Below are 21,652 nucleotides of genomic sequence, written 5' to 3' on the forward strand. Positions count from 1 at the left end.
TGTGAAGCGGATGAACCAACGGGTAAACCGAAAGGCGAACCCGTTACAATGTGTTTTTTGAAGCATATCACCGAGCCCCAAGCGGCAAAAAGCGAAATTCCCAGTGCCGCGGCGCGCACGTTGCAGTTTTTCCACGTCGCCATCCGGGGTATTAGCCGGGTTTCGCTGCGCGCGGGGCGTCACTCTCGTCACACCCTCGCCATGACCGCTTCCATTCCCGCTTCCATCGCCGCGCAAGACACGCTCACCTTCGCCCGTCCCGACGACTGGCATCTGCACGTGCGCGACGGCGCGATGCTCGCGGCTGTGCTGCCGCATACCGCGCGCCAGTTCGGCCGCGCCATCGTCATGCCGAACCTGAAGCCGCCCGTGACGACGACCGAGCAGGCGCGCGCGTATCGCGAGCGCATCCTGGCCGCGCTGCCGGCGGGTGCGAAGTTCGAGCCACTGATGACGCTCTATCTCACCGATAACACGCCGGCCGACGAAATCCACCGCGCGCGTGAAAGCGGCTTCGTGCACGGCGTGAAGCTGTACCCCGCAGGCGCGACGACCAACTCTGACGCGGGCGTGACGAGCCTCGCGAAATGCGCGAAGACGCTCGAGGCGATGCAGGAAGCCGGCATGCCGCTCCTCGTGCATGGCGAGGTGACCGATCCGTCAATCGACTTGTTCGATCGCGAGAAGGTCTTCATTGATCGCGTGATGACGCCGCTGCGCCGTGACTTCCCGGCGCTGAAGGTGGTGTTCGAGCACATCACGACGAAGGACGCCGCTGACTACGTGCGCGATGCGGGCGCCGCGTCCGGCCTGCTGGGGGCGACGATCACCGCGCATCACCTGCTGTTCAACCGCAACGCGATCTTCCAGGGCGGCATTCGCCCGCATTACTACTGCTTGCCGGTGTTGAAGCGTGAGACGCATCGCGTGGCGCTTGTCGCGGCCGCGACGTCGGGCAACCCGCGCTTCTTCCTCGGCACGGATAGTGCGCCGCACCCGAAGGGGCTGAAGGAGCACGCATGCGGCTGCGCGGGCTGCTACACGGCGCTTCACGCGCTCGAGCTTTACGCGCAAGCGTTCGACGAAGCGGGTGCGCTCGACAAGCTCGAAGGTTTCGCGAGCTTCTTCGGCGCCGATTTCTACGGGTTGCCGCGCAGCGAAGAGCGCGTGACTTTGCGGCGCGAGACCTGGACGCTGCCGGCCGAGATCGAAGCCGGTGGCGCGCCGGTGGTGCCGTTGCGCGGCGGCGAGGAAATCGGCTGGCGGCTCGTTTGAGCGTCGTGAAAGGGAGCGCTGCCGGCTTCGAAGACATCGACTGGTCGAAGCCGTGGTTTGCGCCGCTTGCCGAGCGCGGCGAACGCTGGCAGCGGGCTGCGCTCGAGAGCGAAGCCGCCTATCTCGCCGAGCTCAACCGCGATGCGCGCGCGAGCGCACAGATGACGGGGCGCCGTAAGTCGCTGGCGTTCATCGCGCAGGCGCAGCTGCCGCCCGGCGCCGCCTACGAGGCGCATATCGGCGCGACGGGCTGCGTGCCGACGCGGCACAACCTGCACGACTTCTTCAACGCGCTGATGTGGTTCATGTTTCCGCGCGTCAAGGCGGCGCTGAACGCCCGGCAATCCGAGGCGATCGATCAACTGGGCGTCGGCCCGACGCGCGGCGGCGTGCGCGACATGCTCACCTTGTTCGACGAAAACGCGTTGATCTTCGCGACGGCCGATCCGGTGCTTGCCGCTGCGCTGCGCAATTTCGACTGGCAGGGCTTGCTGGTGGCGAACCGCGCCGCCTGGGGCGTACGCTGCGAAGTCCGTTCGTTCGGCCACGCGTTGCTCGAAAAGCTGATCGCGCCGTACAAGGCGTGCACGGGGCACGCATGGATCGTCGAAGTCCCGGCCGAGTACTTCTTTTGGCCCGACGCGCAGCAGCGGGCGCTGCTCGACGAGACCATCAGCGCCGCCATCGCGGACGGGCCGCTCGAAAGCCGGATGTTCTCGCCGCTGCCGGTGCTCGGCATCCCAGGCTGGTGGCCTGCCAACGGCGACCCCGCGTTCTACGACGACAAACAGGTCTTCCGCCCCGGCCGCCGTGCGCGCTGAGCGCTTGCGGTCCTCCCGTCGCGCCACGCCAACCATGCCAACCCCGCGTGATAAAATCGCCGCTTGCAAAGCAGGCCAGGCAGTCGCGGCTTTTCCGGCTTCAAGCCGGAGAGGGCGAGGAAAGTCCGGACTCCATAGGGCAGGGTGATGGCTAACGGCCATCCGTGGCGACACGCGGAACAGGGCAACAGAAAGCAAACCGCCGATGGCCCGGCAACGCCGGGATCAGGTAAGGGTGAAACGGTGCGGTAAGAGCGCACCGCGGCTGCGGCGACGCAGTCCGGCACGGTAACCTCCACCCGGAGCAATTCCAAGTAGGCAGGCGCGCATCTTCGCGATGCAGGACGGGGCCCCCGTCTCGTCTGCGGGTAGGAAGCTTGAGCGCGTCAGCAATGGCGCGCCTAGAGGAATGGCTGCCACGCGCCCGGCGCTCTTGCAGCGCCGGGCGTGCACAGAATCCGGCTTATCGGCCCGCTTTGCCGTTCAAATGAGAAAAGCCGGCGTCGTGATCGACGCCGGCTTTTTTCGTCCTTCGCGTGGGCTCGGTTCTCAGTCCGCGACGATGTCGAACGAATGGGTCAGCTCAGCGGTCTTCGCCATCATGATCGATGCCGAGCAGTACTTGTCGTGCGACAGGTTGATCGCGCGCTCGACGGTCGACGGGTTCAAATTCTTGCCCGTGACGGTGAAGTGAAAGTGGATCTTCGTGAAGACCTTGGGGTCTTCGCTCGCGCGCTCGGCCTTGAGCGTGACCGAGCAGCCGGAGATGTCCTGGCGGCTTTTCTTGAGGATCATCACGACGTCGTAAGCGGTGCAGCCGCCGGTGCCGAGCAGGACCATTTCCATCGGACGCGGCGCGAGATTGCGGCCGCCGCCCTCGGGCGCGCCGTCCATCGCGACGAGATGGCCGCTGCCGGTCTCCGCCGCGAACGACATGCCGTCCTGACCCATCCAGCTTACTTTGCATTCCATGCGTGTGCTCCGGCAAATCGCGAAATCAAGACGGGCATTGTAGCCCGCCGACATGAGCTTCGCCGGGCGGGATCGAAGGCAGACGTAACGGTCTTGACGTCAAATGGATGAATTGTTCCACTTCTGCGCTCGTCCACTTAGGGATTCCCCATAGGTTTTAGGGGTTTTACTCTAGTTTCCGAGCTGCCGGGCGATGGGTGGTTCGCGGGTTGTTATTGATTTTTAATGGAAATCTATTTTGTCTGGTGATTGGCTGTGAATTTCATAATGTGGATTTATATTTCGCAATATAAATCTTCTTGCGCCGCAAAAGCTCCGTTCGTATAATGCGACTCATTGGTTGTCGCTGTTCGACAATCTCCGCATGTCTCCTCCACCCTCCTCCTTAGGTGGATTAAGCCCGAACCGAGCGTTTGGGCTTTTTTTCGCCTGTACGGCGTGAAATGAAAAGCTCCCACGTCGAACGCGTATTTCCAGACCTTGCCGTGGACGACGAGCGGCATCGCCGTGTACGGCATGCTGTCGAACAGGAGGTTGTCGGTATAGCCTTCGCCTACGCGCAGCCGTCCGCGCCAGCGTGCGATGTCGCGCTGCGCGTAGGCGTCGATGTGCTCCCACTCCGGCTTGCCGTCGGTGTAGCGCGAGTAGATGTGGCTCGAGCGGATCCGCCACGGGCCGGCGTTCGCGCCGAGGTTGAAAGTGCCGAACAGCGTCGTGCGCCGTTCGACGCCGGCGAACATCGCGCCGTTGTTTTGCGCGGCTTTCACCTGATAGTCGAGCCACACGGCGGGGATGCCGTCGTCGAGGCGCGAGGGCGGCACATAGCCGCGCGAAGGGCTCATCAGCGATGCGTCGATGCGGACCGACAGCCTCTGGCGGCGCACGTCGTAGCGCAGCCGCACGGGGTCTTCGCTGTCGTCTTCAGCTTCGTCGGACGCGTCGCCTGATTCCTTCTGCTGCTCGGCCGGCATCACACAATGCAGGCTGCTGCCGGAGCCGTTATCCGGAGCGAACAGCGCACCCGGTGCGACACCCCATTCGAGCCAGCCGGCGACTTGTACGCAGGGCTTGCCGCCGTCCCCTATCTGTAGCCGCGAGTAACCCTGCCAGTGGGCATTCACGTAGACGCCGACATCGAGGAACGGCGCCGCGCGCGCCGGTTCGCCATCTCGAGCAGGCCGACCACGGCGCTCATCGGCGTGCGGATTTCATGGCTCATCACCGCGAGGAAATCGGATTTCTCCACACTGGCGCGCTCCGCCGTGTCCTTCGCGAGCCGCAGCTCGCGTTCCAGTTGCTTGCGGCGGCGGATCTGGTATTGCAGCAGGCTGTTCCATCCGACGATCAACGCCAGCCCCCCGGCCGCCCACGGCAGCCACCGGAAGACCCAATAGCGCACGCTCTCCCAGATGCTGGCGCGGTAGTCGGTGCTCATGAGCCACTTCGACGCGATGATCGCGCGCTCTGCGGGCGCCATGCCTGCAAGCGCCTTGTCGAGGATGTCGAGCAGCTCCGGCGATGCGTTCGTGACGCCAAAGCGCGCCGAAGCCGGCGCGTCGGAGAGGGTCGCGGCGATGCGCAGTGGATCGCTCAGATAGCGCTCGATCGCCAGGTTCGCGGCGGCCATGGTTTGCAGCGACGCGTCGGCTTTGTCTTGCGCGACGAGCCGGATCGCTTCGGTCGCGGTGGGGGCGAATACGAGGTGGATCTCGGGGTGGTTTGCACTCAATTCGTTTGTCAGCCCGTGGCCGCTCACCAGCGCCAGCCGTTTGTCGCGCAGGCTGCGCAGCCCGGTGATCGACGTGTCGTCGCGGCGCGCGACGAGCGCCCATGCCATTGGCGTCACGTCGTCGATAAACGCGAGAAAGCGTTTCCGCTCGGGCGTCGGCGCCAGTGTCGTGACGAGACTCGTGCGGCCGCTCTTGAGATCGCCTTCGAGTGCGTCGATCGTGTTGCGCGGGACGGCTTCGAAGCGCAGTCCCGTGCGGTGGCTGATCAGCTTGAGCAGGTCCGCGAACATCCCCGCGAATGCACCGTGCGAATCGATGAAGGTGTAGGGCGCGCTGTCCGTGTCGACGCCGACGCGCACCACGGGATGCGCCGCGATCCAGGCGCGTTCGGCTTCGGTGAGGGCGAGCGGGCTGTCGCCCATGTCTTGAGCGGCGCCTGCGGCCCAGCGGCTCACGACCCCGGCGCGCAGCCACGACGGGACGGCCTCGGCGCGGTTGGCAAACCAGCGCGCCCGCACGGGTGTCTGCAAGGCGTTGCCGAGCAGGACCAGGTAGTCGGCGGCGATGCCTTTGACGGTGCTTTCGTCGGGGCGGAACTGGATTGGAGCGTAATCGTCTCCCCACATGCCCACGATGATGGCGCCGCGCTCGCGCAGCCACGCGGCGTCCGCGGCAGAAAGATGGGCGGGAAAGCGTGCCGGCGCCAACTGGCTGGCGAGCTCGAGCAGCTTGGCGCGCGGTGGCGCCTCGGGCGCGGGCAACGTGTGGGGAGGATGCGGCGTTTGCGCAGGCCCGGCATGCGCGGCGCCCGCGAGCATCATGGCCAAGATGGCAGCGGTCGCGGCAATGACCCGGACGCACGCCAGAAGCCGTTCAGACAATGCCAACCTCATACGCGTAGCAGATCAGGTCGGCGTTATTGGCGATGCCGAGCTTTTGCATCGCGTTTTGCTTGTGCGTCGCGATCGTGCTCTTCGCGCGGTGCAGATGCGCAGCGATTTCGTCGAGCGTCTTGCCTTCCGCGAAGAGGCGCGCCACTTCCCGCTCGCTCGGGCTGAGCCGCTGGAGCGGCGCGTTGCCGACCGCCGGCATCGCCACCTGCTCCCGTACGCTGGGCGAGCAGTAGGGCGGCGCGCTGTTCGCGTCGATCGCGCGGATCGCCGCCAGCACCTCGCTCATCTGGTCGTTCTTGCTGACGATGCCGTGCACGCCGAGCTTCGTGAGCTGGCTGAAGAGGGCGCGATTGGACAGCATCGTGAAGACGACGACCTTCAGCCCCGGACACTGGCGCAGCACGCGCTCGACCATCGCCAGGCCGTCGCCGCCGAGCGTGCCCTGTTTCATCGAATAGTCGGTGACGAGCAGTTCGCACGGCTTGTCCTTTAACGCTTGCAGCAACTGCTCGCCGGTGCGGGCCTGGAACGCGACGCCAAAACCGCCTGCCTGGGCGAGTTTGCCCGCGAGGGCATCTATGATCACCGGGTAGTCGTCTGCAAGGCCGATCAGGCGCGTGGTCATAGTTGAAATGCTCGTGAAAGCGTCGATTCGAATCCGCCGGATCAAACGCTGGCAGCGGCGCTGGCGGTGGGTGGGGGCGTCAGCCCTTCAGCCGCTCCAGATCGGCCTGCGCGCTGCGCAACTCCTCCGTCTTCTCGCGCAGTTTGTCTTGCTTCTCGGCCACCTTCCTCTGCGCGTGGCTGATCCGCTTGACGTCGCCCGCGGCTTGCGCGTCGTGGAGCTCGCCGTCGGCCTTGCTGAGCTCGTCCTGCGCCTTGAGCACCTCCCTCTGGCCGTTGCGAACCTTGCGTCCGGCGTGCAAATCACGGGCTTCGAGCGTGCATTTGGCCTTTGTTTTCGTCATCGTGCTTTGCAGGCTGGCGAGCTTGCCGGTGTTGCCGGCCTGACTGGCCGCGTCGATTTGTGCTTGAAGCGCGCTGATCCGGGCAGTGCAGCTTGGCGAGTAGGCGAACGCGGCCGGGGCGGTCAGCAGGACGAGCGGGGCGAGGGAGGCGGCCAGGACTTTTTTCACGGTCGAGACTTTCTATGCTTGGGCCAACAAGGGCGGCGCGAGGGATTGCGCCGCGCGCGGCCGCCCGGGAGACTGCCGCGCCGTTTGCCGCTGAAATGAGGATGAAAGGTCGGACTCTACTCCAAAGCCGGCCGGCCACGTCTCAAAATCAGGTCTGGTTCCGTTCTCGGCGGTCCGGAACTGGTGCCCCGGTTGCCGGGGGAGGCCCTCAGCAGAGGCTCGGGCTGTGCAATTTTCCGCTCGCCGCCGGATGGCGCTACGCAATGCAGGGAGTTTTTGACCCGCGCGCAGAATTTCGTTTATAATTCAAGGCTTTTCCGCATTCATGCCCGCGGGAGAAGATCAGGGAGAGCCTGCACAACGGCGCCGGGGTCCGCGAGGACCAATAAGCGAGCGCGATATTCAAGCAGGAAAAAACACAGGGCACAGCATTTTTATTGGATCGATCATGAAGACGTTTTCCGCAAAAGCCCATGAGGTGACGCGCGAATGGTACGTGATTGACGCGACGGATAAGGTTCTCGGCCGTGTCGCCAGCGAAGTGGCACGCCGTCTTCGCGGCAAGCATAAGCCTGAGTTCACCCCGCACGTCGACACCGGTGATTTCATCATCGTCGTCAACGCGAGCAAGTTGAAGGTCACGGGCAACAAGACCACCGACAAGAAGTACTACCGTCACTCGGGCTACCCGGGCGGCATCTATGAAACGACGTTCGGCAAGATGCAAGAACGCTTCCCGGGCCGCGCGCTCGAGAAGGCGGTCAAGGGCATGCTGCCGAAGGGCCCGCTCGGCTACGCGATGATCAAGAAGCTGAAGGTCTACGCAGAAGCCACGCATCCGCATACGGCTCAGCAGCCGAAAGCGCTCGAGATCTAAGGGGAGCCCACATGATCGGTAATTGGAACTACGGTACGGGCCGCCGCAAGAGCGCAGTCGCTCGTGTCTTCATCAAGGCAGGCAAGGGCGATATCGTCGTGAACGGCAAGCCCATCGCCGACTACTTCTCGCGCGAAACGTCGCTGATGATCGTGCGCCAGCCGCTGGAACTCACGAACCACGCCACCACGTTCGACATCAAGGTCAACGTGTCGGGCGGCGGCGAAACGGGTCAAGCCGGTGCGGTTCGTCACGGCATCACCCGCGCGCTGATGGACTACGATGCAACGCTGAAGTCGCAACTGTCGAACGCTGGCTTCGTGACGCGCGATGCACGTGAAGTCGAGCGTAAGAAGGTCGGCTTCCACAAGGCACGCCGCCGCAAGCAGTTCTCGAAGCGTTAATCGCTTTGGCGTTGCGCTCGTTTCGACGGCGCAACGGCTGCGGAAAAGCCGCCAGCGCGCATGCGCGCTGGCGGCTTTTTTCATTTTCGGGCGCATGCTGGTGCGAAGAACCTATTGATTTCATGGACTTCGGCACGATATCGAGATCAGCCCTACAATAGTGGGTAGAAGCTTTTTTGGAGAGTTCGAATGAACGCTGTCACCGACACCCCCGTGACCGAGATGCCGAGTCCCTTCGTCTTCACCGACGCAGCGGCCGAGAAGGTCAAGCAACTGATCGACGAGGAAGGCAATCCCGACCTGAAACTGCGCGTGTTCGTGCAAGGTGGCGGCTGCTCCGGCTTTCAGTATGGCTTCACGTTCGACGAGGCGATCAACGAAGACGACACCGTGATGAACAAGGGTGGTGTCCAGTTGCTGATCGATTCGATGAGCTATCAATACCTGGTGGGCGCCGAGATCGACTATAAGGACGACCTCAACGGCGCACAGTTCGTCATCAAGAACCCGAACGCCACGACTACCTGCGGTTGCGGCTCGTCGTTCTCGGTCTGATAGACGGAGTAGTCCGGCTGATCGATTCGGCCGGAAGATCGATTGCCGGGCAAACGGGGCTTTACGCCCCGTTTCTCTTTGGCGCACTCAGCGCGGGTAGATCGCACCCAGTACCCGATCGCCCGACGCGCCCGTGACCGTCGGCAAATTGCCCGGCGCGCGGTCCACGCAACGCATCGCGAGCCACGCAAAGGCGAGTGCTTCTACGTGATGCGGCGGCACGCCCAGAGCGTCGGTCGTCTTCACCGGCACGCCGCTGACGCCGGTCTGCGCGAGCGCCGTCTCCAGTGCCTTCAGAAGTTCCGGGTTGCGCGCGCCTCCTCCGCAGACATAAACCGCGCGGCAATCCGATGCATGCCGTTCGATTTCGCGCGCGACGGTCGTCGCGGTCAGCGCGGCGAGCGTCGCTTGCACGTCGGCCGGGCTGAGCCCTGGAAACGCGACGAGTTTTCCGTCGAGCCATTGCGCGTTGAACAAGTCGCGGCCCGTGCTCTTCGGCGGCGCGGCTTCAAAGAAGGGTTCGTCGAGCAGGGCGTTCAAGAGCGCCTGGTTCACCTGGCCGCCGGCGGCCAAGCGGCCGCCTTCGTCGAAAGGCGTCCTCAGATGCCGGTGCGCCCATTCGTCGAGCAATACATTGGCGGGGCCGCAATCGAAGCCGCGCACGTTCGCCTCGCCGCCCTGGCCGCTGCCGGCCGGCAGGATCGTGATGTTGCTGATGCCGCCGAGATTGCAGACGACGCGTGTTTCGTCCGCGGCGCCGAACACCGTAGCGTGGAAGGCCGGCACGAGCGGTGCGCCCTGGCCGCCCGCGGCGACGTCGCGGCTGCGAAAATCGGCGACGACGTCGATATGGGTCATCTCCGCGAGCAGCGCCGGGTTGTTGATCTGGCGTGTGTAGCCTTTTTCCGGCCGATGCCGCACCGTCTGGCCGTGCGCGCCGATCGCCCGCACCTGCGATGGCGATAGGTTCGCCGAACGCTGCAGCTCGTGGCAGCAGACCGCGTAACGCGTCGCGAGCGCGCACGCGGCGAGCGCCTCGCGCTCGATTTCGTTTTCGCCCGGCTGCTGGAGCGCGAACAGCGCCTCGCGCAACCCTTCGGCGAAGCCGACGAAGGCATCTCCCAGCACCACGGGCGCCTTGCCTTCGGCGAATTGGACCGCGATGCCGTCCACGCCGTCCATGCTGGTGCCGGACATCAGCCCGAAATACACGCCGTCCGCGGGGTTCTTGACCGTGCTGTGCGCCACGTTTCGCTCCTCTCTGTCGTTGGCGGCGGGACCGTCGGCCGTTCTTGGCCGCCCGTTGCCGCCGATTGCCGTTGGCTCGCGTCAGATTATCCTGGTAACCGCAGCAATCGTTAAGCGTCGACAAAGGGGGGGCCGCGAGATATGGGAGAATCTTGTCTTTTGCAACGTCCCGAATATCCCTTCAAAGATGAGCATCGAGTCCACCTCCGCCAAGCCCGCCTCGCCATTCCCGATCACGGACGAGGTCCGTCACGCGCTTGCCGTCACCAAGCGCGGCGTCGACGAACTGCTGATCGAAGAGGAGTTCGCGCAGAAGCTCGCGAAAAGCGCGGCTACGGCCAAGCCGCTGCGCATCAAGCTCGGGCTCGATCCGACGGCGCCCGACATCCACATCGGTCACACCGTCGTGCTGAACAAGATGCGTCAGTTGCAGGATCTCGGCCACACGGTGATCTTCCTGATCGGCGATTTCACCTCGCTGATCGGCGATCCGTCCGGACGCAACGCGACGCGCCCGCCGCTCACGCGTGAGCAGATCGAATCGAACGCGAAGACCTACTTCGAGCAGGCGTCGCTCGTGCTCGATCGCGCCAAGACCGAGATCCGCTACAACAGCGAATGGTCGATGCCGCTCGGCGCCGACGGCATGATCAAGCTCGCGTCGCGCTACACGGTCGCGCGGATCCTCGAGCGCGAGGATTTCACGAAGCGTTTCCAAGGCGGCGTGCCGATCTCGATCCACGAATTCCTGTACCCGCTGATGCAGGGCTACGACTCGGTCGCGCTCAACGCCGACCTCGAGCTCGGCGGCACCGACCAGAAGTTCAACCTGCTCGTGGGCCGCGAACTGCAGAAGCAGTATGGGCAGGAGCAGCAGTGCATCCTGACGATGCCGCTGCTCGAGGGGCTCGACGGTGTCGAGAAGATGTCGAAGTCGAAGGGCAACTACGTCGGCATCAGCGAGAAGCCCAACGAGATGTTCGGCAAGCTGATGAGCATCTCCGACGTGCTGATGTGGCGCTACTTCGAGCTGCTGTCGTTCCGTCCGATGGACGAGATCGCGCGCTTCAAGCGCGAAATCGAGGAAGGGCGCAACCCGCGCGACTTCAAGGTGCTGCTCGCGCAGGAGATCGTTGCGCGCTTCCACTCGCAGGCCGATGCGGAGCGTGCGCTCGAAGACTTCAACCACCGCGCGAAGGGCGGCGTGCCGGACGACATTCCGGCGGTGACGATCGCGGGCGCGCCGCTCGCGATCGGGCAGTTGCTCAAGCAGGCGGGGCTCGTGCCCTCGACGAGCGAAGCGCTGCGCAACATCGAGCAGGGCGGTGTGAAGATCGACGGCGCGACCGTCTCCGACAAGGGGCTCAAGGTCGAAGCCGGCGAATACGTCGTGCAGGTCGGCAAGCGCCGGTTTGCGCGCGTGACGTTGTCGGCTTGACGATGGCTCGGCGTATTTCGACGGCAGCGCCGTCGTGCTGCCGAGGCGGGTGGCGCGCATGATCGCGCTGATCCAGCGCGTGAAGCAGGCCGAGGTGCGCGTCGGCGGGCGCGTCACGGGCGCGATCGACGCGGGCCTGCTCGCGCTCGTATGCGCCGAGCGTGGCGACACCGACGCGATTGCCGACAAGCTCCTCGCCAAGGTCCTCGGCTATCGCGTATTCAGCGATGCGGCCGGCAAGATGAATCTGCCGGTTACGAACATCGACAGCGAGGGTCGCGCTGGCGGCCTGCTGCTCGTCTCGCAGTTCACGCTTGCCGCGGACACCAACAGCGGCTTGCGGCCAAGCTTCACGCCTGCAGCGCCGCCCGGCGAGGGCAAGCGTCTGTTCGACTACTTCGTTTCAGCGGCGCGGGCGAAGCATCCTGTCGTCGAGACCGGCGAGTTCGGCGCCGACATGCAGGTCTCGCTCGTCAACGACGGCCCGGTTACGTTCTGGCTGCAGACGCGCGGCTAATCACCCATGCCTACCCAAGTCCTCTTCATTCGGCACGGCGAGACCGACTGGAATCGCATCAAGCGCATCCAGGGCCACATCGACATCCCGCTGGCGCAGAGCGGTATTGCGCAGGCGCAGCAACTGGCCGCGCGTCTTGCCCGCGAGGCGAAGGCGGGCGGCAGGCTCGACGCGATCTATTCGAGCGACCTGCAGCGCGCGCAGCAAACCGCGCAGCCGACGGCCGCCGCGCTCGGCCTGCCGCTGCAATTGGAGCCGGGCTTGCGCGAGCGTGCGTACGGCGTTTTCCAAGGTCACGACAGTGCGGAGATCGAGGCGCGCTTTCCCGACGAATACGCCGTCTGGCAAACGCGTGACCCGGGCTTTGCGCCGGAGGGCGGCGAGTCGTCTCGCGTGTTCTATCACCGTGTCCTGCATGCGGTGGAGTCGATCGTCGCCGAGCATCCCGAAGGGCGTATCGCCTGCGTCGCTCACGGCGGCGTGCTCGATTGCGTCTATCGCTTCGTCAACCGTCTTCCGCTCGACGCGCCGCGCAACTACGCGCTGCTCAACACGAGCATCAATACGGTGGAGTTCGACGGCGGCCGAACGCGGGTGCTGGCCTGGGCGGACATCGATCACCTCGCCAACGGCAGCGGCGACGACGGATTCGTGAAGGATCCGGAGCTGTTTCGCTGACGGACGGTGGCCGGGCCGTGGCGATCAGCTGTTGCCCGAGTCCCAGAGACCGCGCACGGTGCTGGACGAATCCGGCGCGGCAAGGCCGAAGTGGCGGTAGGTCAGGAGCGTCGCCACGCGGCCGCGCGGCGTGCGCTGCAGGAAGCCTTGCTGGATCAGGTAGGGTTCGAGCACGTCCTCGATCGTGTCGCGTTCTTCGCCGATGGCCGCTGCCAGGTTGTCGACACCGACCGGGCCGCCATCGAACTTGTGCAGGATCGCTTCGAGCAGCTTGCGGTCCATCAGGTCGAAGCCGACCGGGTCGACGTCGAGCATCGCGAGCGCGGCGTCCGCCACCTTGGCGGTGATGTTGCCGTCGGCCTTGACCTCGGCGTAATCGCGTACGCGGCGCAGCAGGCGGTTCGCGATCCGCGGCGTGCCGCGCGAGCGCTTCGCGATTTCGAGCGCGCCGTCGGGATGAATCTGCGCGCCCAGGAGCGCCGCCGAACGGCGCACGATGCGCGAGAGCTGCTCGGCATCGTAAAACTCGAGACGCGCGACGATGCCGAAGCGGTCGCGCAGCGGATTGGTCAGCATGCCGGCGCGCGTGGTCGCGCCGACCAGCGTGAACGGCTGGAGGTCGAGCTTGACGCTGCGTGCCGCCGGCCCTTCGCCGATCATGATGTCGATCTGATAGTCCTCGAGCGCGGGATACAGGATTTCCTCGACGACGGGCGAGAGCCGGTGGATTTCGTCGATGAAAAGAACGTCGTTGGCTTCGAGGTTCGTGAGCAGCGCGGCGAGGTCGCCGGCGCGCTCCAGCACGGGGCCCGACGTCTGCCGCAGATTCACGCCCATTTCACGCGCGATGATGTGTGCGAGCGTGGTCTTGCCGAGCCCCGGCGGGCCGAACAGCAGCACGTGATCGAGCGCTTCCGAGCGGCGCTTGGCGGCTTCGATGAAAATTTCCAGTTGACCCCGCACCTTTTCCTGTCCGACGTATTCGTCGAGCTGGCGGGGGCGCAGCGCGCGCTCGAACGCCTCTTCATGCGAGGACGCGGGCGTCGCGGAAATGATGCGCTCGGCGGCGAGTTTGTCGGTTTCGATCATGCCGGCATTGTACCGCGCGGGGTGGCGCCTCAGGCCTTCGACAGCGCCTTGAGCGACAGCTTGATGCCTTCGGAGACGCCCGTGCCCGCCGGTACGTTCTTAATGGCCGCAAGCGCTTCTTTTTCGGAGTAACCCAAGGCGAGCAATGCGTTCAGGATGTCGTTCGCGTGGCCGGGTGCCGGCGCCGCGCCGGCCGTCGCGCCCAGGTCGGCACCCAGCTTGCCCTTCAGCTCGAGGAGCAGCCGCTCCGCCGTTTTCTTGCCGATGCCGGGCACGCGCGTCAGGCGTGCCGCGTCCTGCAGCGTGATGGCCTGGGACAGCTCGTGCACGCTCATGCCCGACAGCACCGCGAGCGCCATCCGTGCACCGATGCCGGTGATCTTCAGCAGCTCGCGGAAGGTCGAGCGCTCTTGCGCGCTGCCGAATCCGTAGAGCAGATGAGCGTCCTCGCGCACGATCAGTTGCGTGAGCAGTACCACCTTTTCGCCGGTCGAGGGCAGGTTGTAGAACGTGCTCATCGGCACGTCGACTTCGTAACCGACGCCGTTGCAGTCGACGAGCAGGTGAGGCGGATTTTTTTCCAGCAGGACGCCGGCGATGCGACCGATCATGGCGGGTTCAATCGTGAGGGAAGCGGTGAAATAAAGCGCGAGTGTAGCGCAGGGCGCGGTTAGCCGAGCAGTCAGCCGATCAGCCGGCCGCGCCGCACGCGCAAGCCTTTCTTCGCCAGTGCGGGTGCAATGCCGCCGAGCGTATTCAGCGTGCCGCCGCCATGCGCGTGACAGATCGCCATGCCGAGCGCGTCGGCCGCATCGGTGCTGGGCACCCCGGAGAGATTCAGGAGCCGCACGACCATCTGCTGCATCTGCTCCTTCGTCGCGCGTCCGTAGCCCACCACGGCCTGCTTCAACTGGAGCGCGGTGTATTCGGCAACCGGCACGCCGCCCGCGACGAGCCCGCAAATCGCTGCGCCGCGCGCCTGGCCGAGCAGCAGGGTCGATTGCGGATTGACGTTGACGAACACCTTTTCGATGGCCGACTGATCGGGCCGGTGCTCGCGGATCAGCGTCGAGATTCCGGCGAAGATCGTGCCGAGACGCTCGGGCAGGGTGGCATCGGCGGTCTTGATCACGCCGCTCGTCACGTAGGTGAGCTGATGGCCGTTCTGATCGATCACGCCGAAGCCGGTGACGCGCAAGCCGGGGTCGATGCCGAGGATTCTCATGAGATACGAGGCGAGGAGAGTGCTTGCGATACTACAACGAACGCGGGGACCGCCGGCGGGCGGCGGAAACGGCAACAAAAAACCCAGCCGCCGCGAAGCCGCTGGGTTCCTTGACAGGCGCAGGAAACGCGCCGGGCTTAGTGGCGGAAGTGCCGCACGCCCGTCACGACCATCGCGATGTTGTGCTCGTCGGCGGCGGCGATCACTTCGTCGTCGCGCATCGAGCCGCCCGGCTGGATCACGCAGGTCGCGCCCGCCGCGACCACGACGTCGAGGCCGTCGCGGAACGGGAAGAACGCATCCGAAGCGACCGCCGAGCTGTTCAGCGACAGCCCCGCGTTCTGCGCCTTGATGCTCGCGATGCGCGCGGAATCGACGCGGCTCATCTGGCCCGCGCCCACACCCAGCGTCATGCCTTTGCCGCAGAAGACGATCGCGTTCGACTTCACGAACTTCGCGACGCGCCAGGCGAACAGCAGGTCATCCATTTCCTGCGGCGTCGGGTGGCGCTTCGTGACGACGCGCAGCTCGCGCGGCTGCACGTTCTTCGCATCCAGCGATTGCACGAGCAGGCCGCCGCCGACGCGCTTCAGATCGAACGCGTTATGCCCCTCGCCGAGCGCGATTTCCAGCAAACGCACGTTCTGCTTGGCGGCGAACACCTGCGTCGCGGCGTCCGAGAACGCCGGCGCGATCAGCACTTCGACGAACTGCTTCGCGACGGCCTGCGCCGTTGCCTCGTCGACTTCGCGGTTGAACGCGATGATGCCGCCGAACGCGGAGGTCGGGTCGGTCTGGAACGCCTTCGCGTAGGCTTCGCCCGGGTTCGCGCCGACAGCCACGCCGCACGGGTTCGCGTGCTTGATGATCACGCACGCCGGGACGTCGAAGGTCTTTACGCATTCCCAGGCGGCGTCGGAGTCGGCGATGTTGTTGTACGACAGCTCCTTGCCCTGCAGCTGGCGGTAGTCCGCGAGCGCGCCCGCCGGCACGGCGATGTCGCGGTAGAACGCCGCGCTCTGGTGCGGGTTCTCGCCGTAGCGCAGGTCCTGCACTTTCTCGAACGCGAGGTTGAACGTCGCCGGATAGGTGTTGCGCTCCTTGTGCGACAGCGCTTCGGTCAGGCTCGTCAGGTAGTTCGTGATCGCGCCGTCGTATTGCGCGGTGTGCGCGAAAACCTTCGTCGCGAGGCGGAAGTTCGTCTTGTAGCCGACCTTGTTGCCGTTGCCGCGCATTTCGTCGAGCACCGCCGCGTAGTCGGCCGGGTCGACCACGACCGTCACGTCGCGATGGTTTTTCGCGGCGGAGCGCAGCATCGTCGGGCCGCCGATGTCGATGTTCTCGATCGCGTCTTCCAGCGTGCATTCGTCCTTCGACACGGTCGCGACGAACGGATACAGGTTCACGACGAGCAGGTCGATCGTCGGGATGTCGTGCTTCTCGAGCGCGGCCATGTGCTCTGGCAGGTCGCGGCGCGCGAGGATGCCGCCGTGCACCTTCGGGTGCAGCGTCTTCACGCGCCCGTCGAGCATTTCCGGAAAGCCGGTGTAGTCGGCGACTTCGGTGACGGAAAGGCCCGCGTCCGCGAGCAGTTTCGCGGTGCCGCCGGTCGACAGGATCTTGACCCCGAGCTCCGACAGCGATTTGGCGAAATCGACGATGCCGGACTTGTCGGAAACGGAGATGAGCGCTTGCTTGATCATGATGAAAAGGCCGAGGAGGGTCGAGAGCGGCGCGGAATTACAGCAGGCCGTGCTGCTGCAGCTTCTTGCGCAACGTGTTGCGGTTGATGCCGAGATATTCGGCGGCGAGCGACTGGTTGCCGCCCGCTTGCTCGAGCACCACCTCGAGCATGGGTTTTTCGACGCACGACATCACCATTTCATAGATGTCGTGCGGATTCGAGCCGTCAAGATCCTGGAAGTACATGCCCAGGCTGTTGCGGACGCATTGTTCGATGTTGTGCTTGCTCATGCTGCTAGTCGGTCGGTTTTGTTCGGCTCGCCGGTTTTGCCGGCTTCGTCGCTTGCCTCGTCATCGACGTAGACGAGACGATCGGAGAGCGTTTTCTGCTCGTCAAAGAACGCATTGACGGCGAGCAGTTGCTCGCGTGTCGTATCGAGCGTGTTCATCCGGTGACGGAATGCGTTGGCGCCCGAAAGGCCGCGAGTGTACCAGCCGATGTGCTTGCGCGCAGTATGCACGCCGGTGAATTCGCCGTAGAACGCGTAGTGGTCTTCCAGGTGCTCGTTCATCACCTGCTGGATTTCGTCGATGCGCGGCGGCTGCAGCAATTCGCCGGTTTGCAGGAAATGCTCGATTTCGCGGAACAGCCACGGGCGCCCCTGCGCCGCGCGGCCGATCATGATCGCGTCGGCGCCGGTGGCCGCCAGTACCGCCTTGGCTTTTTGCGGCGACGTAATGTCGCCGTTCGCGACGACCGGGATGCGCACCGCGGCCTTTACCGCGGCGATCGTCTCGTACTCGGCTTCGCCGTGGTAGAGATCGGCGCGCGTTCGGCCGTGCACGGTCAGCATCGAGATGCCGGCGCTTTCGGCAAGCCGCGCCACCTTGACGGCATTCCTGTTCTCGCGGTTCCAGCCGGTGCGGATCTTCAGCGTGACAGGCACGGCGTCCGGCCCCGTGCCGACCGCCGCGACCACGGCTTCGACGATGCGCACGACGAGCGGCTCGTTCTGCAACAGCGCGGAGCCCGCCGCGACGTTGCAGACCTTCTTCGCCGGACAGCCCATGTTGATGTCGATGATTTGCGCGCCGCTTGCGACGTTGTAGCGTGCGGCCTCGGCCATCATCGCCGGGTCGGCCCCCGCGATCTGGACCGCGATCGGCTCGACTTCGCCCGCGTGGTTCGCGCGGCGCATGGTTTTCTCGCTTTTCCACAGCTGCGCGTTCGACGCGACCATCTCGGAGACCGCATAGCCCGCTCCGAGCCGCTTGCACAATTGGCGGAATGGCCGGTCGGTCACCCCGGCCATCGGGGCGACGAACAGGTTGTTGCGCAGATTGTGGGATCCGAGCGTAGGCATGGCTGAGCGGGCAGGCGCGCGGGCGGCGCCGGGAGCGTGGTGCGACGGGAAACGCATATTTTAGCGTTAACGGCGCGCGTCAGACCGGTCGCTACGTGTCGGGCTCGGTACGAATTCCGCAGCCGTCAGCGCCGCTGCCCGAACATCATCTGCCGCGCGAGCGCCGTCTTTGCCGCCGGCATCAGCTCGAGCCCGGCGAGCGCGAGTCCGCGCAGCGTCGCGAGCGGGCCGAAGTCGATCGTGAAGAGGCGGGCCAGCGTGTCGGTGGCGCCGATCGTCAGACGCCTGTCGAGCGCGCGGCGCTCGGCGAACGAGGCCAGCGCAAGCGGCGTTGCGCCGTGCACGGAGAGCGCGTCGGCGAGCGCATGCGCGTCGCGCAAGCCGAGATTCAGCCCCTGGCCCGCGACCGGATGCAGCGTTTGCGCCGCGTTGCCGATGGCGACGACGCGGCCTTTGACGAGCGTGTCGACGGCGTTCAGTCCGAGCGGGAATGAAGCCCGGCCGGTGATCGCCTCGAAGCGGCCCATGCGCGAGCCGAACGCCGTGCCCAGTTCGGCGAGGAATTCCGCGTCCGAAAGCCGCGCGCGGCGCGCGGCTTCCTCTGGGTCCGAGCACCAGACGAGCGCGTAGTCGGCGTTACGCGCGCCGCCCATCGGCAGCAGTGCGATCGGCCCTTCCGGCGTGAAACGCTCCCAGGCGACGTGCGGCTGCGGCGCCGACACGGTGACCGTGCCGACCAGCGCCGTCTGTTTGTAGTCGCGCGTGCTGCCCGGCTTGCCGGCGCCCGAATTCGCGCCCGCTTGCTCGAGACTCGAGCCGTTGCGGCGCTGATCCTGATAGAGGCCGCCTTCTGCGTTCACGAGCAGGCGCGTGCGCAGGCTGCGCGCGCCTTGCGCGTTCTCGATCGGCAACGTGATGCCGTCGTGCTCGGCGAGCGGCGGCAGCGCCGCGGTCGACGTCAACCAATGGACTTGCGTGCGCCGCACGGCCTGCGCGAGCGTCCGCACGATCGACCCGTAGCGTGCGACGTAGCCGAGCGCGGGCAGCTCGTGCTCGCCGTGCTCGATCAGCGTGCGTCCGAAGTGGCCGCGCTGCGACACGTGGATGCGCTCGATCGCGGTGGCGTCCGCGGGCCATGCCGCGAGCGGCTCGAGCAGCATGCGGCTGCCTTGCGACACGGCGATCGCGCGCGGGTCGCCGGCGGCTTGCTCCGGCTCGCGCGCGTCGACAAGCGCAATCGACAGCGCCTGCGTCGCGCTGCGCCGCGCGAGCCATGCCGCGAGCGCAAGGCCGACCGGCCCGGCGCCGACGATCGTCACGTCGAAATCGAATGGCTGCCCGGCGTCGGGATGCGCGCCGGCAGGGGCTGGGGCTTCTTTCATCGTACGGAAACGGTTCTTATGCTTGTGGCGCGCCGGCCTGGCCGTCGCGCATCAGCGCCTCGATCTCGCCGGCCGCGACCGGTACGTCGCGCGTCATCAGCTCGCAGCCTTCGGCGGTGACGATGGCGTCGTCCTCGATGCGAATGCCGATGTTCCAGTAGCGCTCCGGCACGTTCTCGGCCGCACGCACGTAGAGGCCAGGCTCGATCGTGAGCGTCATCGAGGCTTGAAGCACGCGCGACGGCAGCGCACCCGTTTCGTCCGGCGCGGCGTGCCGCTCGCGATAGTCGCCGCAGTCGTGCACGTCCATGCCGAGCCAGTGGCCGGTGCGGTGCATGTAGAACGGCGTGTAGGCGCGCTCGGCGATCACGTCGTCGACCGACGAGAAGCGCTGGCGGTCGACGATCCCGGTGTCGAGCAAGCCCTGCGACAGCACGCGCACGGCTGCCCGATGGGGCGTGTCGAAATTCGCGCCGGCGCGGGTTGCGTCGATGGCCGCCTGCTGCGCGGCGAGCACGATGTCGTACAGCTCGCGCTGGGCCGGCGAGAAGCGGCCGTTGGCCGGGAAGGTGCGGGTGATGTCGGAGGCGTAGCCGTCGAGTTCGCAGGCGGCGTCGATCAGGATCAGGTCGCCGTCCCGGGCGATTGCGTTGCCGGCCGGGTAGTGCAGCACGCACGCGTTGGCGCCGGCTGCGACGATCGATCCGTAGGCGGGCGCCTGGGCGCCGCGGCGCCGGAAGGTGTACAGCAGTTCCGCTTCGAGCTCGTACTCGCGGACGCCGGGCCGGCAGGCCTGCATCGCGCGGCGGTGAGCCTCGGCGGAAATCCGGGCGGCGCGGCGCATGATCGCGAGCTCGTGCTCGTCCTTGAAGAGCCGCATCTCGTCGAGCACCGGCAGCAGGTCGTGCAGCACGGCCGGCGCCGTCACGCCGCTGCGGCTTTGCGCGCGCACGGTGTCGAGCCAGCGGCGCAGCTGTTCGTCCAGTTCCGTCGACGCGCCGAACCCGTAGTGCAGCGCGGGGGCGTCGGCGACGAGGCGCGGCATCTGGGTGTCGAGTTCGTCTACGGGCAAGGCGGCGTCCAGGCCAAAGGCCTCGCGCGCGCCTTCCGGGCCGAAGCGGAAGCCTTCCCACGTCTCCCGCTTCGGGTCTTTCGCGCGGCAAAAGAGCGTCGACGCGGGTTTACCGGACTTTGCGCCGGCATCGAGCACGAGCACGGCTTCGGGTTCGGTGAAGCCGGTCAGGTAGTAGAAGTAGCTGTCGTGGCGGTATGGATAATCGGCGTCGCGGTTGCGCAGCACTTCGCGCGCGGTCGGGACGATGGCGATGCCGCCGCCCGCGGCGCGCAGCGCGTCGAGCAAGCGCTCGCGGCGGCTGCGGTAGACGTCCGTGGCGATGGAGAGTTCGGTCGGCTGATTCATCGTGCGATTGTAGCGCTCAATTCATGAACCCTCAGGGGCGTGCCGGTCATCCGACGGACGCCGTGCCGCGTTGTCGTTAAGGACACCCGGTTTAGGGGTGCCCGGCTCAGGGGGCGCGTCTTGCCGGCGACGCTGTTGCATTCCATCCACACGCCCGAAACGGCCGATATGATGGCGGCGCGCGACCGCCGGTATGATCGTCGGCAACGTATACTCTTCCTCGCTATTTTGAGAAAGGCAGATGATGAAATTAATCGGTTCGCTCAGCAGCCCCTTCACCCGCAAGGCCCGGGTCGTGCTCGCTGAAAAGAAAATCGACTACCAACTGGTGCTCGAGGATGTCTGGGCGCTGGATTCGACCATCCACCAGTTCAATCCGATCGGGAAGGTGCCGTGCCTGGTGATGGAGGACGGGGAAGCCGTGTTCGACTCGCGCGTGATCTGCGAGTACGTCGATACCTTGTCGCCGGTCGGCAAGCTGATTCCGCAGTCCGGGCGCGAGCGCATCGAGGTGCGCTGCTGGGAGGCGCTCGCCGACGGCGTTCTCGACGCCGCAGTGCTGATTCGCCTGGAGAGCACGCAGCGTCCCGAGGAGCATCGCGTCGAGTCGTGGGTGGAGCGCCAGCAGCGCAAGATCGACGAAGGGCTCGTCGCGATGTCGCAAGGCCTCGGCGGGAACGCCTGGTGTTCCGGCAATCACTATTCGCTCGCCGACATCGCGCTCGGCTGCGTGCTCGGCTATCTCGACTTCCGCTTCCCGGAATTGAGCTGGCGCGACAAGCATCCCAATCTCGACAAGCACTTCATGAAGCTGTCGCAACGGCAGTCGTTCGTCGATACGATCCCGGCTTGAGCGGGCGGGCGCCGGTCGCCCGTCTGAGATCTCTCTTGCAGTGGCAAGCATCTGTGCGTCTGCGCACGGAACGCTTTTGAGCTGATGTTTAC

23 protein-coding genes and 1 other RNA gene are annotated in these 21,652 nt (G+C 65.7%); 10 read left to right on the forward strand and 14 right to left on the reverse strand.

All coding sequences use genetic code 11. The features are described from left to right. The first annotated feature begins 201 nt into the window (after nt 1–201). The 3 genes from pyrC (at nt 202) to rnpB (ending at nt 2,578) form a co-directional block, all read left to right on the forward strand. Nucleotides 202–1,275: a dihydroorotase gene (gene pyrC / locus FAZ69_RS06515; protein ID WP_136893132.1), complete on the forward strand. Its 1,074-nt coding sequence runs from the start codon at nt 202–204 to the stop codon at nt 1,273–1,275. Then, the gene (locus FAZ69_RS06520; RefSeq protein ID WP_240702127.1) at nt 1,272–2,096 is read left to right on the forward strand and encodes a DUF3025 domain-containing protein; all 825 of its coding nucleotides are present in this window, start codon (nt 1,272–1,274) and stop codon (nt 2,094–2,096) included. The genes pyrC and FAZ69_RS06520 overlap by 4 nt, the downstream gene beginning before the upstream one ends. A 67-nt stretch (nt 2,097–2,163) precedes the next feature. Beyond that, an RNA gene (gene rnpB / locus FAZ69_RS06525) (RNase P RNA component class A) lies at nt 2,164–2,578 on the forward strand. 67 nt (nt 2,579–2,645) lie between these two features. Here rnpB and FAZ69_RS06530 read toward each other — a convergent pair. The 5 genes from FAZ69_RS06530 to FAZ69_RS06550 all read right to left on the reverse strand — a co-directional run bounded on the left by FAZ69_RS06530 (nt 2,646) and on the right by FAZ69_RS06550 (nt 6,827). Continuing rightward, the gene (locus tag FAZ69_RS06530) at nt 2,646–3,068 is read right to left on the reverse strand and encodes an OsmC family protein (protein WP_136893133.1); all 423 of its coding nucleotides are present in this window, start codon (nt 3,066–3,068) and stop codon (nt 2,646–2,648) included. 275 nt (nt 3,069–3,343) lie between these two features. Then, nucleotides 3,344–4,189, reverse strand: coding sequence for a fimbria/pilus outer membrane usher protein (locus tag FAZ69_RS06535; RefSeq protein ID WP_136893134.1), 846 nt, complete (start codon nt 4,187–4,189; stop codon nt 3,344–3,346). Further along, a complete protein-coding gene (locus FAZ69_RS06540) occupies nt 4,186–5,619 on the reverse strand; it encodes a transporter substrate-binding domain-containing protein (protein WP_240702142.1) in 1,434 nt (477 codons plus the stop codon). The genes FAZ69_RS06535 and FAZ69_RS06540 overlap by 4 nt, the downstream gene beginning before the upstream one ends. A gap of 52 nt (nt 5,620–5,671) precedes the next feature. Continuing rightward, the gene (locus tag FAZ69_RS06545; protein ID WP_136893136.1) at nt 5,672–6,316 is read right to left on the reverse strand and encodes a LuxR C-terminal-related transcriptional regulator; all 645 of its coding nucleotides are present in this window, start codon (nt 6,314–6,316) and stop codon (nt 5,672–5,674) included. A 79-nt stretch (nt 6,317–6,395) separates the two neighbouring features. Continuing rightward, nucleotides 6,396–6,827 carry a DUF1090 family protein gene (locus FAZ69_RS06550; protein WP_136893137.1) on the reverse strand — a complete coding sequence of 144 codons (432 nt, stop codon included), beginning with the start codon at nt 6,825–6,827 and terminating at the stop codon, nt 6,396–6,398. Nucleotides 6,828–7,275: 448 nt separating this feature from the next. On the opposite strand from FAZ69_RS06550, the gene rplM reads away from it, so the two are divergent. From rplM to erpA, 3 genes are all read left to right on the forward strand, one after another. Then, entirely contained in the window at nt 7,276–7,704 is a 429-nt protein-coding gene (gene rplM, locus FAZ69_RS06555) for a 50S ribosomal protein L13 (protein ID WP_136893138.1), read from the forward strand. Nucleotides 7,705–7,715: 11 nt separating this feature from the next. Continuing rightward, complete coding sequence (gene rpsI / locus FAZ69_RS06560) at nt 7,716–8,108, forward strand: 30S ribosomal protein S9 (protein WP_136893139.1); 393 nt, start codon at nt 7,716–7,718, stop codon at nt 8,106–8,108. A gap of 189 nt (nt 8,109–8,297) precedes the next feature. Continuing rightward, nucleotides 8,298–8,663 (forward strand): iron-sulfur cluster insertion protein ErpA, encoded by a 366-nt coding sequence (erpA, locus tag FAZ69_RS06565; RefSeq protein ID WP_136893140.1) that lies wholly within the window; start codon nt 8,298–8,300, stop codon nt 8,661–8,663. A gap of 87 nt (nt 8,664–8,750) precedes the next feature. Here the strand turns inward: erpA and FAZ69_RS06570 are convergent, their stop codons facing one another. Continuing rightward, nucleotides 8,751–9,911, reverse strand: a complete 1,161-nt coding sequence (locus FAZ69_RS06570; protein ID WP_304571685.1) for an anhydro-N-acetylmuramic acid kinase — start codon at nt 9,909–9,911, stop codon at nt 8,751–8,753. A gap of 187 nt (nt 9,912–10,098) precedes the next feature. On the opposite strand from FAZ69_RS06570, the gene tyrS reads away from it, so the two are divergent. The 3 genes from tyrS to FAZ69_RS06585 are packed head-to-tail and all read left to right on the forward strand — an operon-like array spanning nt 10,099 to nt 12,544. Continuing rightward, nucleotides 10,099–11,349 carry a tyrosine--tRNA ligase gene (gene tyrS, locus FAZ69_RS06575; protein WP_136893141.1) on the forward strand — a complete coding sequence of 417 codons (1,251 nt, stop codon included), beginning with the start codon at nt 10,099–10,101 and terminating at the stop codon, nt 11,347–11,349. A 58-nt stretch (nt 11,350–11,407) separates the two neighbouring features. Next, on the forward strand, nt 11,408–11,866 hold the full coding sequence (gene dtd / locus FAZ69_RS06580; protein WP_136893142.1) for a D-aminoacyl-tRNA deacylase: 459 nt from the start codon (nt 11,408–11,410) through the stop codon (nt 11,864–11,866). A gap of 6 nt (nt 11,867–11,872) precedes the next feature. Then, a complete protein-coding gene (locus FAZ69_RS06585; protein WP_136893143.1) occupies nt 11,873–12,544 on the forward strand; it encodes a histidine phosphatase family protein in 672 nt (223 codons plus the stop codon). A 24-nt stretch (nt 12,545–12,568) separates the two neighbouring features. Here FAZ69_RS06585 and ruvB read toward each other — a convergent pair whose 3' ends face one another. The 8 genes from ruvB to FAZ69_RS06625 form a co-directional block, all read right to left on the reverse strand. Continuing rightward, nucleotides 12,569–13,633, reverse strand: a complete 1,065-nt coding sequence (gene ruvB, locus FAZ69_RS06590) for a Holliday junction branch migration DNA helicase RuvB (RefSeq protein ID WP_136893144.1) — start codon at nt 13,631–13,633, stop codon at nt 12,569–12,571. Nucleotides 13,634–13,662: 29 nt separating this feature from the next. Continuing rightward, nucleotides 13,663–14,244 (reverse strand): Holliday junction branch migration protein RuvA, encoded by a 582-nt coding sequence (gene ruvA, locus FAZ69_RS06595; RefSeq protein WP_136893145.1) that lies wholly within the window; start codon nt 14,242–14,244, stop codon nt 13,663–13,665. A 71-nt stretch (nt 14,245–14,315) separates the two neighbouring features. Beyond that, nucleotides 14,316–14,858, reverse strand: coding sequence for a crossover junction endodeoxyribonuclease RuvC (gene ruvC, locus FAZ69_RS06600; protein ID WP_136893146.1), 543 nt, complete (start codon nt 14,856–14,858; stop codon nt 14,316–14,318). Nucleotides 14,859–14,995: 137 nt separating this feature from the next. Beyond that, nucleotides 14,996–16,561, reverse strand: a complete 1,566-nt coding sequence (purH, locus tag FAZ69_RS06605) for a bifunctional phosphoribosylaminoimidazolecarboxamide formyltransferase/IMP cyclohydrolase (RefSeq protein ID WP_136893147.1) — start codon at nt 16,559–16,561, stop codon at nt 14,996–14,998. Nucleotides 16,562–16,598: 37 nt separating this feature from the next. Next, nucleotides 16,599–16,832 carry a Fis family transcriptional regulator gene (locus FAZ69_RS06610; RefSeq protein WP_136893148.1) on the reverse strand — a complete coding sequence of 78 codons (234 nt, stop codon included), beginning with the start codon at nt 16,830–16,832 and terminating at the stop codon, nt 16,599–16,601. Then, complete coding sequence (gene dusB / locus FAZ69_RS06615) at nt 16,829–17,905, reverse strand: tRNA dihydrouridine synthase DusB (protein WP_136893149.1); 1,077 nt, start codon at nt 17,903–17,905, stop codon at nt 16,829–16,831. The genes FAZ69_RS06610 and dusB overlap by 4 nt, the downstream gene beginning before the upstream one ends. A gap of 125 nt (nt 17,906–18,030) precedes the next feature. After that, nucleotides 18,031–19,287, reverse strand: a complete 1,257-nt coding sequence (locus FAZ69_RS06620) for a UbiH/UbiF/VisC/COQ6 family ubiquinone biosynthesis hydroxylase (protein WP_136893150.1) — start codon at nt 19,285–19,287, stop codon at nt 18,031–18,033. 16 nt (nt 19,288–19,303) lie between these two features. Continuing rightward, nucleotides 19,304–20,707, reverse strand: coding sequence for an aminopeptidase P N-terminal domain-containing protein (locus FAZ69_RS06625; RefSeq protein WP_136893151.1), 1,404 nt, complete (start codon nt 20,705–20,707; stop codon nt 19,304–19,306). A 241-nt stretch (nt 20,708–20,948) separates the two neighbouring features. On the opposite strand from FAZ69_RS06625, the gene FAZ69_RS06630 reads away from it, so the two are divergent. Then, entirely contained in the window at nt 20,949–21,560 is a 612-nt protein-coding gene (locus tag FAZ69_RS06630; protein WP_136893152.1) for a glutathione S-transferase family protein, read from the forward strand. Nucleotides 21,561–21,652: the final 92 nt, after the last annotated feature.

The sequence above is a fragment of the Trinickia terrae genome (genome assembly GCF_005144415.1).
In the GTDB taxonomy this organism is placed as follows: Bacteria; Pseudomonadota; Gammaproteobacteria; order Burkholderiales; family Burkholderiaceae; genus Trinickia_A; species Trinickia_A terrae.

Coding starts and splice junctions, on each gene's coding strand:
- FAZ69_RS06540 (WP_240702142.1), bottom strand. CDS start 5,619: ATGATGCTCGCGGGCGCCGCGCATGCCGGGCCTGCGCAAACGCCGCAT.
- FAZ69_RS06545 (WP_136893136.1), bottom strand. CDS start 6,316: ATGACCACGCGCCTGATCGGCCTTGCAGACGACTACCCGGTGATCATA.
- FAZ69_RS06610 (WP_136893148.1), bottom strand. CDS start 16,832: ATGAGCAAGCACAACATCGAACAATGCGTCCGCAACAGCCTGGGCATG.
- erpA (WP_136893140.1), top strand. CDS start 8,298: ATGAACGCTGTCACCGACACCCCCGTGACCGAGATGCCGAGTCCCTTC.
- pyrC (WP_136893132.1), top strand. CDS start 202: ATGACCGCTTCCATTCCCGCTTCCATCGCCGCGCAAGACACGCTCACC.
- FAZ69_RS06625 (WP_136893151.1), bottom strand. CDS start 20,707: ATGAATCAGCCGACCGAACTCTCCATCGCCACGGACGTCTACCGCAGC.
- rpsI (WP_136893139.1), top strand. CDS start 7,716: ATGATCGGTAATTGGAACTACGGTACGGGCCGCCGCAAGAGCGCAGTC.
- purH (WP_136893147.1), bottom strand. CDS start 16,561: ATGATCAAGCAAGCGCTCATCTCCGTTTCCGACAAGTCCGGCATCGTC.
- FAZ69_RS06620 (WP_136893150.1), bottom strand. CDS start 19,287: ATGAAAGAAGCCCCAGCCCCTGCCGGCGCGCATCCCGACGCCGGGCAG.
- ruvA (WP_136893145.1), bottom strand. CDS start 14,244: ATGATCGGTCGCATCGCCGGCGTCCTGCTGGAAAAAAATCCGCCTCAC.
- FAZ69_RS06530 (WP_136893133.1), bottom strand. CDS start 3,068: ATGGAATGCAAAGTAAGCTGGATGGGTCAGGACGGCATGTCGTTCGCG.
- tyrS (WP_136893141.1), top strand. CDS start 10,099: ATGAGCATCGAGTCCACCTCCGCCAAGCCCGCCTCGCCATTCCCGATC.
- dusB (WP_136893149.1), bottom strand. CDS start 17,905: ATGCCTACGCTCGGATCCCACAATCTGCGCAACAACCTGTTCGTCGCC.
- rplM (WP_136893138.1), top strand. CDS start 7,276: ATGAAGACGTTTTCCGCAAAAGCCCATGAGGTGACGCGCGAATGGTAC.
- ruvB (WP_136893144.1), bottom strand. CDS start 13,633: ATGATCGAAACCGACAAACTCGCCGCCGAGCGCATCATTTCCGCGACG.
- FAZ69_RS06630 (WP_136893152.1), top strand. CDS start 20,949: ATGATGAAATTAATCGGTTCGCTCAGCAGCCCCTTCACCCGCAAGGCC.
- FAZ69_RS06585 (WP_136893143.1), top strand. CDS start 11,873: ATGCCTACCCAAGTCCTCTTCATTCGGCACGGCGAGACCGACTGGAAT.
- ruvC (WP_136893146.1), bottom strand. CDS start 14,858: ATGAGAATCCTCGGCATCGACCCCGGCTTGCGCGTCACCGGCTTCGGC.
- dtd (WP_136893142.1), top strand. CDS start 11,408: ATGATCGCGCTGATCCAGCGCGTGAAGCAGGCCGAGGTGCGCGTCGGC.